The organism is Oligoflexia bacterium, assembly GCA_034439615.1.
In the GTDB taxonomy this organism is placed as follows: Bacteria; Bdellovibrionota; Bdellovibrionia; order JABDDW01; family JABDDW01; genus JAWXAT01.
On the sequence record JAWXAT010000065.1, the window covers coordinates 1 to 10505 of the forward strand.

Here is a 10505-nt window from a genome sequence, read left to right on the forward strand (position 1 = left end):
ACACCAACACCAACACCAACACCAACACCAACACCAACTCCAGCACCGACACCTGTTCCAACACCATTTCCAACTCCAACACCGACACCTGTGATGACGCCAACTCCTACACCCACGCCATCAACAAATGTCATCACCGATAGAAATGTTTATGCTGAACCATCACGGCCATCATTGCCAGGTATCGGTGGCGTCATTACTGACCGCACTTTTAATACACAGATCTTACAAGTCACAGGTTCTAGTGATGGAAACAATAACATAAATGCGTATTCTTACTGGCCCAGTCTAAATTCAAACAGCACTCGCCTTATGACTATTGATGGAACAAACGGCAATGTTTGGCTTTATGATTTTGATCCAGATAATTTTTCAATTTCAAATAAACGTGCCCTATTTAGTTCGCCTGTGCCAGGCATGGGTTATCCGGTGAGTGGTGGAGATATGAATTGGAGTCGGTATAATCCCAATATTATCTACGCTCATATCGGAATGAAAATTGTAAGCTACAATGTCGCAACAGACACTTACGTAACTATTAAAGATCTTTCAACGGTTGTATCAAGTTCAAGTGGTGAATATGTTTTTCAAATGAGCATGAGTGAAGATGAAATGACTTTTGCTTTCACGAGAAAAAATTCTAGTTATCAAACAATTGGGTTTCTCGCCTGGAAACGTTCTAACAATTCTGTCTATACAGAATTAACTCCAAATTGCGATGAAGTGTCGGTTGATAAAACGGGCCGTTATCTTATAAACAAAACTGGAGTTCAGGGTGCCGGTGCCATTGAAGCCCGAGTGATTGATCTTTCTACAAACAGAGTCATCGCTGATCTTCTTGATAATGGCCCTGATTATGCTCCGGGAGGGCATACTGATACTGGTCGTGGTTTTATAGTTGGTGATGATAATTGGAATAATACATATACGTTTAGAAATTTTGCGACACCTCACCAGTTTTATAATCTTATAAGTTTTGGAAACGATTGGTCTCAAGCTTCACATGTTTCATGCCTAGCCAACAATGAAGCTTGGTGTGTGATCAGTGCTTATACTGTTCCTGTTAATACACCGGCTGGTGTTTTTCATAATGAGATTTTTCAAGTGGCAACAGATGGAAGTCAAAGGGTGAGACGCCTTGCACATCATCATTCAGCATATCGCAGTTATTACGATGCACCCCGAGCTAACATCAGCTTTGACGGGCGCTTTATTATATTCACAAGTAATTGGGGAAACACCTCACGGCGTGACGTGTTTATTCTAAAAGTTCCTTAATCAATAAAGTGTCGTTAAAATAGATATTAAGAGTAAAAACTTCATCAGATATCCCCACAATTCAAATACATCTTAAGTAAATGTCTCAATTGCAAAACACTTGCTCGCGACACCGTGAATCTTCGAAAAACCGGCTTCTCTGTGGCATAATTATCGCAGTTGCTCTGTGTATGCTTCCAATCAAAGATTTTACGACATTGTCATTATCTCCACTCTTACTTGAAGTTATCAAAGAGATCGGTTACGTCAAACCCACCCCCATTCAGGCTCAGAGTATTCCCTATCTTTTAGAGGGGCGTGACCTCATTGGGCAATCAAAGACGGGTAGTGGAAAAACTGCTGCATTTGGTATTCCGATCTTAGAAAAAACAGATATAGAAAACCGAGTACCTCAGGCTTTGATTTTATGCCCGACAAGAGAGCTCTGTACTCAGGTCGCACGAGAAATCAGACGTTTGGGATGTAGGTTTAATGGTCTTCAAGTTGTTTCGCTCACAGGTGGTCAACCACTTCGTGATCAAAGAATTTCACTTGAACATGGTGCGCAGATAATTGTTGGTACACCAGGTAGAACACTTGATCATTTAAAACGCGGGTACCTTAATATTTCAACGGTTAATATCGTTGTGCTTGATGAAGCCGATCGCATGTTAGATATGGGTTTTGAAGATGAAATGAATGAGATACTTCAAAAACTTCCTCAAAAACGTCAGACACTATTATTTTCAGCGACGTTTCCTCCAACTATTGAAGCTTTAAGTCAGGGTTATCAGACAAATCCCGTGAAAATTATCATTGATGATGGATCAAGATCTTTAGCCATTGAGCAACAATGTTATTTTACTGAGTATGATCAAAAGTCAGAAACCCTTTTAGGAATTCTAAGGCATAATCAACCAGAGTCAGTTTTGATTTTTTGTAATCTTAAAGCTACAATTCTTGAAATTACTAAGATCTTAGAAAAATTTGAAATCAGTGTCGCCAGTCTTCATGGTGATCTCGAACAAAGAGATCGCGATCGTATGATGGCTCGTTTTCGAAATAAAAGTGTTCGTGTACTTGTTGCTACCGATGTCGCCGCTCGTGGTTTAGATATAGAAGATCTAGATATGGTTATTAATTATGATGTCCCCATTAAACCTGACATTTATGTTCATCGTATTGGTAGAACGGGGCGCGCTGGTAAAAAAGGTCTAGCTATTATGCTTCTCACGGAACGTGAAGAGTTTAGATTTGAAGACATTGAAGAATTCATTGGTAAGAAAATAGAACGTAAAAGTCTCTCTCAGCTTAAGCAGCGCGATATGCGCGCTAAAGTCTTAAATAAAGACGCTGAAATGGAAACGCTTTATATCTCAGGCGGACGTAAAGATAAGGTTAGACCTGGAGACATCCTTGGAGCTCTGACAGGTGATGCAGCCCACCTAGACGGCAAAGATATAGGCAAAATTGAGATCCATGATCGATTTTCTTATGTGGCAGTTTCAAAACACATTGCACAAAGAGCTATGGAGAAACTTCGCGACGGTCGTATTAAAGGGCATAAGTTTCAGATTAAAATGGTCAGATAAATAAGCTACAATAAATTCAAGAGATACAAAACCTGAGGGCTAGACCATGGAAGTGCAGTCCTATCGTGAATTTTGTTATACGTGTCGGCAGCCAAAAGTTCACTGTTATTGCTGTTATATTCAAAAGTTTGATCCACAAATAAAATTTGTTATTCTTATTCATCCCATCGAAGTTAAAAGGCGTATTGCATCAGGTCGCATGTCGCATTTATGTTTAGATAATTCTGAACTAATTATTGGACATGATTATTCTCAAAATAAAAATGTAAATTTGATATTAAATAACCCTAATTATTATCCCGTTATTTTATATCCGGGTCAGCAATCCACAAATATTAGCCCCTTAACAACAACTCAAAGAGCTAGCCTATTTCCTAAAAATAAAATGCTTACGATTTTTGTGGTTGATGGAACATGGAACACAGCTCGCACAATGGTAAGACTTAGTTCAAATCTTCATCATTTGCCAAAAATCTGTTTTTCTCCACCGGGGCCATCCAATTTTAGAGTGAGAAAACAACCTGCCCCTGGTTGTTATTCGACCTTAGAGGCAATTCATCACACCATTGAGTTAATTGGAACAACTCAAGGATTTAATACTGATGTGCGTGTGCACGATAGATTGCTATATGTTTTTGATAAAATGGTTTCAAAACAACTTGAGTATGTTCAAAAAGCACCGCGGGTTTTAGATAGAATTAGAATTAAAAATGCAGGTTAGTTGAAAATACTTTTAATTTTCGTAGTCTCTAAAGTTTTCGGATGCACCAGTTCATTCGCATTTTTATAAATACGAGGCGTTTTATACAGGTTTTTCATTGCACGCCATTTAGTCATCACGTGAAAATTTTCTGGAAATTGTTTAATTAATTCTTGATGAACGGCTTTTGCATGATGGCTGCTCATGGTTGGAAAAATATGATGTTCAACGTGGTAGCCAAAGTTGAGATGAAAAAATTCAAAAAATGGGTGATTGGTCACGGTCAGTGAGTTTACCAAAGGGTCATTTTCAGAGGTCAACGGGTTTAAATTGTGATTAGTAGAAATATAACTCATCAATGTATAGTTTTGAATAAAGAGCGGAATCAAAAACACCCATATAAAATTTTGTAATCCAGCATAATAAAGAAGGGCTGCACCAATTAAAACTTGCCCTGAAAATTCTAAAGTAACTTTCTTATGATCGAGTTGATCAAAGACACTGTTTCTAAAGCGCAAATATGTTTGTGCGACAAAATTATGAAATGAAAACCAAAAGAAAAAATAAGCAAAGCTTCGTTTGTGACCTGAGCCAGGTGTAAAGGGGAACATAAATCTTATAAACTTACTTGCCTTGTAAATTTTCAAATTTGGAAACGCATCAGGGTCACGAATGAGTTGCTGTGTTTTGCCATGATGAAGTTGGTTGTGCCAATAGCGCCAAAATGTGGGTGATACAAAAAAGGGCAGACTTCCGAAATAACAGAGAATACTTTGTGCGGTTTTATTTTTGATAATGGCGCCATGTGAAATTTCATGTGTAACAAAACCCATTCCACCATTACAAAGACCAATGATAATCGCTAATAAAAGTTTGGCGGGCCATGGAAGATTCATGTTTATGATTGCAAGAAATGAAACAATCGTACCAGTAGCAAAAAGCACATACCAACCGATGCGATGGGGTGCGGGCTTTAAAAGATCTGGCGAGAGATTTTTCATAAGAGCTTGCCTGTAAAAAACGATATTTTTAAGCTCTGTTTTTGCTGAAGTTGAGTCAGCATCGATTGATTCAATAGGATTTTTAATAATCTCTGTTTGTTCGATAGTTTGATCCAATTTTTCACCTTTGTTTTACACAGGTTAGTTTGCCCTTATTTGCTGTAATTACCTATCTTTTTTCGTTAAATTAGATAATTAATGCCCTTTGTAAAACTGAACTCCAAGGAGGACGTGATGAGTAAGCAGCTCAGCGTTAGAACTTCTGAAATAATGAATGCATTTAAAGATAAAGGCATTCTTCTAGAAATGATCGGTGAAGACCGAATCATTACTTCTATAGTGCGCGCAGAAGATTCAGCTATAGGGTCTTTAGTTTTTGTTGATAAAAAAGATTACGTTTCGCAAATACTTACAAATAAACCTACGGCTGTTGTGACTTCTCAAAAAATGCTTGAATCATTTTGTGATCTCAAAGACGTTACAATATTAATTGCTTCAAATGTTAATCTCGCCCAGGCACACATCAAAAGAAAATATGCAGCAAGAAGTTTTGAAAATTCTGATTGGCCCCGCATACATCCCACGGCCCTCATTCACGCATCAGTTAAAATTCCTGAATCTACATTTATTGAACCCTACGTAGTAATCCAAAACAATGTTAAAATCGGTGAGCGCACACGTATCATGACAGGTAGTGTGATTGAACATGATGTCGTTATTGGTAATGATACGATGATACATTCAAATGTTATTATTGGGTACGGGTGTGAAATTGGTAATGAAGTCGCAATTCATTCAAATTCAGTGATTGGTTCTGAGGGTTATGGTTTTGCCCAAGATGATAAAGGTAAAAGTCATCCCATTCCACAAACAGGAATTGTGATTATTGAAGATCGCGTTCGCATCGGAGCAGGTTGTTGCGTTGATCGTGCGGCATATCATGTTACAAAAATCGGTGCGGGCACAAAGCTAGATAATCTTTGTCATGTGGCTCATAACGTAGAAGTCGGCCAGGATTGTTTACTTACTTCTATGTGTTGTATTGCGGGGTCATCTAAATTGGGTGATCGAGTAATCACAAGTGGGCAAACAGGAATTCTAGATCACATGAATATCTGTAGTGATGTGGTTTTACTTCATCGCGCGGGTATTACAAAAGATGTAGATAAGCCAGGGGCTTATGCGGGTCTTCCACTTCAACCATTACAGAGTTATTTAAAAAACGCTGTTATACAAAAAAATCTTGTAGAACTTAAAGAGAGAATAAAATCTTTAGAGGATGCTCTCGCGCAAAAATAAAAAACTTAAGTTTATCATTTAGATTATTGATTTAAAAATCAACTCTGAACATTGCATTGCCGCCACCCCAGGGTTTGCCTTTTAAGAAATTACTTAAATCAAATGTTCCCATAAGTTTTAAATAAGAACTTCCAGCAAAAGCAAAATCATAACTCACATCAAGGCGTTGTTCGATGATGTCACTGCTGTTAGGTCGACTACGTAAAAAATCAGGCCCGGCTTGCCTATGCAAGGTGAAGTCGTATTCAAGAGTCCATGTGTCAAGCCCTGGGATTTTTCTAAATCCTGGCATAACTAAAATCACATGGGGTACATAATCTAGATAAGTTACAACTCCAGTATTAGATTTCCAATCCCGCACATTCATAGCAATGCCCGGGGTTATCTCCCAATTACTATTTGGCCCGGTTTTAAAAAAAGATGTCCTTAAAACAGATTGCAGTCGATCAGTTGTCCAGTTTTCTAAGACTGTAGTGCTCGTCAATGTGGTGGGCGTTTTAGATTCAAATTTTTGATCATACTGAATACGCCCACTCATAAGAATATTTTCGGAAACGCCAAGTTGTAAAAAAACAGATGCGGTTTTTTTTGAGTATCGATACTCATAATTTTCATCCGGAAATATCCAGCGTGTAGGGGTGTCTTGTCTTAATGAGTATTCAAAAAACTCATTTTTATTTTCATCTAATGGCGACCAAGTTCTGCCAACTATTCCCATTGAATAAGGCATATCTGATTCAACAAAATGATCCCGTCGATCATTGCGATCATTTCTCACTAAATCAACCCAGGTGTTAAAAACCCTGATCTCGTGATTTAAATGAGGCTTATACAAAATCGCAAGACCCATATCGTTTTGACGTTTGTAAAATGATGGTTCTCCATATGCCGAGAATCCCAATTTTTCATTTGGCCAATAGATAAACTCAACAACGTGTGCAGTTGAATCGCGCTCTAAAGTACGTTCTTCAAAGTAGGTGAATCGAAATTCAAAATTTTCAGATAAAAGTTTATGAAGTTTACCCCTGTTATTGATTAAAAATGTGGTTCCGTTAAGACTTCCAACGGTACCATCAAATGATGCTTTGTGTGTGAGCCACCAATATTCCCACATATATGGTTTCGTGTAACTTAAAGCAGCTGCAGCATATTGCGGGTCAATATGAATAGGCTTTTCAAACCGTAATACTTCATCTTCAGACATGGTCGTAAATTCAGGAAAACTCTCAAATGTGATTGCAGATGCTTGAGGGGTGATTAACAAATTAAAGAATAATAAACCAAAATAAAACAAACCAATGAAAAACCAATTAAAGAATGATCTCTTAATTCTAAAAATAGAAATATTTTTGAAATTAAAAATCAATTTTGAAGTGAGCATAGTAAGTTTCAATTTTTGAACGATCATCACGAGTACTGCCAAGTGCTATGGGCGTCCAACTAAAATCTTGTCGCCTATAGCCGACTCTCACAGTAAGTGCTTCGTTTAAAGGTTGTAAAATATAAACATGATAGGCATTCCCGCGCGTTTCATAAAAACGCCCCGGGTCTTCTGAAAAACCATCGTAATAAAAAGAATCTTTTGTAGCAGTCAAAAATTCAATTCCTAAATAAGGGTTTTTAAGTTCTTCCCATAAAAAGTGGTAGCGTGAAGCAACAAGTAAAACACCACCATTAAGTGTGTCATCTGATTTTGAGGTTCCGTACCCACCAAGATCAGTGCCCGCTAAAGTTCCGGTTGTTACAGTGGCCTTGCCTGAGCTTGATAAAGTACTCATAAGATAGCTTGTCGAAAGATCAATGCGGCTCTCTGCAATATCTGTGATTTCAGCGTGAAAAGTGAGCATTTTTAAACTAACAGCTATATTTGAATTTGTGAGTGCCGTACCTGAGAGCCCAGAGTTAAGTGATGCTTCTGAAATTGTGGCATCAGGAAATCGCAAATAATTAAGCCATCGATAATGAGCAACTAAGTTTAAATTTTTATATTCATAATGAACACTCGCCATTGCTTGGGGGGCTAATGTTTCTGCATCAGAAGCTGAACTATTGGTATTAGGGCGCGTACTGGTAGACGTTTGTTGGTAGTTATAATTTTGTAAAAGATAAGGCACATAGGCCAAACGTAAATCTAAATGATGATCAGCAAGAAGTGCGTGTGCAATATGAAATGTTGTAATTGCACCATCAAGGTCTGATCCGTATGCAAGTTTTGGATAAATGCCGCTAAAGTGTTTGCCTGCGTAATATTTAACGGGTGAACCGTGAGTGGTGGGGAGTCTTCCACCAGTTAATGTGAACCAAGAAAAAGGCTTATAATTAAAATAGGCCTCTTCAACTCGAATTACTGAATCAGCGAATCTTGTTTGTGTGTTGAAATTATAAACGCCATCTGTCTGACGATTTTGGGTGATCCATTGGTTCCAATATTTAGTCATCCCCAATTTACCATACACATCGACTTGATCTGCTGGATGAGCTTGGATGTCTAAATTAAACACAGATCGAAAATGGTCGGTAAGCCAAAGCCGTCCAACATCATTGCGGCGGTAAACCTTGTCGTATCTATTAGTAATGTAACCGGAGAACTCTAATGATTTACTTTGTGATATTTCATCAGCAAAAGCGGGTGGGTTGATTATTGAAAACAAAATTGTGAGACCAAATATAATAAATTTCATAGAATATCTATTTAACAAGTTCTGATTCGATGGCAATGATTTAAGTGAATTTAAGAAAACTATTAGAGATGAAAATTTTGTATAAACATGAGTCAGTTTGCCCAAAACGTGTCACTTCGACGCAAATTTGAACCAAATTAAACCCTATAAAAATCTACCCGAGTATACGAAAAGTCTTAAAAACCTTTTCTGCAAAGGATTTTAGATTCGATGGCCTAAGTATGGTAATACATTCCCGAAAGTGGAATAGCTTTTGCTGTGTTAGGAGTAATTCGACGCACCAAAAACTTTTAAGGAGATTGCATAGATGAAATCATCATCAACTGATGGACGTGTTACGCCAGGCAGTAAGAAAAAAGCTGGGGCACTTAACAAAAACTTGAACCCCCTACAAAAATCAAAATCAGCTCAAGTTCGTGAAAGCAAAACCAGTTCATTAAGCCTAAAAGTTGGTCCCGTAGGAGCTACTAGTGATCACCAACAACTAAAAGTATTACTTAAGCTAGTTAAGGCCGTTAGAAGTGGTGACTTCTCTGTACGACTTCCTGAAGGTTCAGATGGTATAGTTTCTGAGATTGGTGAAGTATTAAACGATATTTTTGAACTCAATGACAATTTATCTAAAGAAATCACTCGCGTAAGTAAAATCGTTGGTCATGAAGGTAAGATGAACGAACGGGCCAATATTGGTCAAGTTAAGGGTTCATGGGCAACAGCTGTTGGTTCATTTAACACCCTTATTGGTGATCTTGTTCAACCAACAAACGAATTTGCTCGAGTTATTACATCAGTTGCTCGTGGTGACTTATCCCAAAAGATGTCCATGGATATCGAAGGTAGAGCGGTAAAGGGTGAGTTTCATCGTATCGGGCAAACAGTTAACGTCATGGTTGACCAGCTAAACTCATTCGCGTCTGAGGTTACTCGAGTTGCTAAAGAGGTTGGTGTTGAAGGAAAACTAGGCGGTCAAGCTGACGTTCGTGGAGCTTCAGGTATTTGGAAGGATCTAACAGATAACGTTAACCAGCTCGCCGGAAACTTAACAGCCCAAGTTCGTAACATCGCAAAGGTTACAACCGCGGTTGCTAAAGGTGACTTATCACAAAAAATTACAGTTGATGCTAAGGGTGAGATTTTTGAACTTAAAAACACCATTAACGTAATGGTGGATCAACTCTCCTCATTCGCAGCCGAGGTAACTCGAGTTGCTAAAGAGGTAGGTACAGAAGGTCGTCTCGGTGGTCAGGCAGAAGTTAAAGGGGTTTCAGGTACATGGAAAGATTTAACAGACAACGTTAACGGTCTTGCAAACAACCTTACAGCTCAGGTTCGTAACATCGCAAAAGTTACAACCGCAGTTGCTAATGGTGACTTATCACAAAAAATTACAGTTGATGCTAAGGGTGAGATTTTTGAACTTAAAAACACCATTAACGTAATGGTGGATCAACTCAGATCATTTGCGGCTGAGGTAACTCGAGTTGCTAAAGAGGTTGGTACAGAAGGAAAGCTAGGCGGACAAGCTGATGTTAAAGGGGTTTCAGGAACATGGAAAGACTTAACAGACAACGTTAACGGTCTTGCAAATAACCTTACAGCTCAAGTTCGTAACATCGCAAAAGTTACAACAGCTATCGCTAAAGGTGACTTATCACAAAAAATTACAGTTGATGCGCGTGGCGAGATCTCTGAACTTAAAAACACAATTAATACAATGGTCGATCAGCTCAATTCATTTGCGGCTGAGGTTACTCGAGTTGCTAAAGAGGTTGGTACAGAAGGAAAGCTTGGGGGACAAGCTGTTGTTAGAGGGGTTTCAGGTACTTGGAAAGACTTAACAGATAACGTAAATAGTCTTGCAGGAAATCTCACTAACCAAGTTCGTAACATCGCAAAAGTTACAACAGCGGTTGCTAAAGGTGACTTATCACAAAAAATTACAGTTGATGCTAAGGGTGAGATCTCTGAACTTAAA

The 10505-nt window shown here is 38.4% G+C and carries 8 protein-coding genes; 5 read left to right on the plus strand and 3 right to left on the minus strand.

Features of this window, described 5'->3' with window-relative positions; translation table 11 throughout:
* The 3 genes from SGI74_14375 to SGI74_14385 form a co-directional block, all read left to right on the plus strand.
* The coding region (locus SGI74_14375) for a hypothetical protein (protein MDZ4678680.1) at positions 1-1278 on the plus strand (1278 nt) is incomplete at its 5' end.
* 170 nt (positions 1279-1448) lie between these two features.
* Positions 1449-2849 (plus strand): ATP-dependent RNA helicase DbpA, encoded by a 1401-nt coding sequence (dbpA, locus tag SGI74_14380; protein MDZ4678681.1) that lies wholly within the window; start codon positions 1449-1451, stop codon positions 2847-2849.
* Positions 2850-2895: 46 nt separating this feature from the next.
* On the plus strand, positions 2896-3570 hold the full coding sequence (locus SGI74_14385; GenBank protein ID MDZ4678682.1) for a tRNA-uridine aminocarboxypropyltransferase: 675 nt from the start codon (positions 2896-2898) through the stop codon (positions 3568-3570).
* Here the strand turns inward: SGI74_14385 and SGI74_14390 are convergent.
* Entirely contained in the window at positions 3567-4667 is a 1101-nt protein-coding gene (locus tag SGI74_14390) for a fatty acid desaturase (GenBank protein MDZ4678683.1), read from the minus strand. The two genes, SGI74_14385 and SGI74_14390, sit on opposite strands and share 4 nt — an antisense overlap.
* 117 nt (positions 4668-4784) lie before the next feature.
* Between SGI74_14390 and lpxD the strand changes: the two genes are divergently transcribed.
* Positions 4785-5849 (plus strand): UDP-3-O-(3-hydroxymyristoyl)glucosamine N-acyltransferase, encoded by a 1065-nt coding sequence (gene lpxD, locus SGI74_14395; GenBank protein ID MDZ4678684.1) that lies wholly within the window; start codon positions 4785-4787, stop codon positions 5847-5849.
* Between the two features lie 31 nt (positions 5850-5880).
* Here lpxD and SGI74_14400 read toward each other — a convergent pair whose 3' ends face one another.
* Positions 5881-7215 carry a hypothetical protein gene (locus SGI74_14400; protein MDZ4678685.1) on the minus strand — a complete coding sequence of 445 codons (1335 nt, stop codon included), beginning with the start codon at positions 7213-7215 and terminating at the stop codon, positions 5881-5883.
* Positions 7205-8530, minus strand: coding sequence for a DUF3373 family protein (locus SGI74_14405; protein ID MDZ4678686.1), 1326 nt, complete (start codon positions 8528-8530; stop codon positions 7205-7207). The genes SGI74_14400 and SGI74_14405 overlap by 11 nt, the downstream gene beginning before the upstream one ends.
* Positions 8531-8837: 307 nt before the next feature.
* On the opposite strand from SGI74_14405, the gene SGI74_14410 reads away from it, so the two are divergent.
* A partial coding sequence (locus tag SGI74_14410) for a HAMP domain-containing protein (GenBank protein MDZ4678687.1) occupies positions 8838-10505 on the plus strand: 1668 nt, incomplete at its 3' end.

Coding starts and splice junctions, on each gene's coding strand:
- dbpA (MDZ4678681.1), top strand. CDS start 1,449: ATGCTTCCAATCAAAGATTTTACGACATTGTCATTATCTCCACTCTTA.
- SGI74_14405 (MDZ4678686.1), bottom strand. CDS start 8,530: ATGAAATTTATTATATTTGGTCTCACAATTTTGTTTTCAATAATCAAC.
- lpxD (MDZ4678684.1), top strand. CDS start 4,785: ATGAGTAAGCAGCTCAGCGTTAGAACTTCTGAAATAATGAATGCATTT.
- SGI74_14385 (MDZ4678682.1), top strand. CDS start 2,896: ATGGAAGTGCAGTCCTATCGTGAATTTTGTTATACGTGTCGGCAGCCA.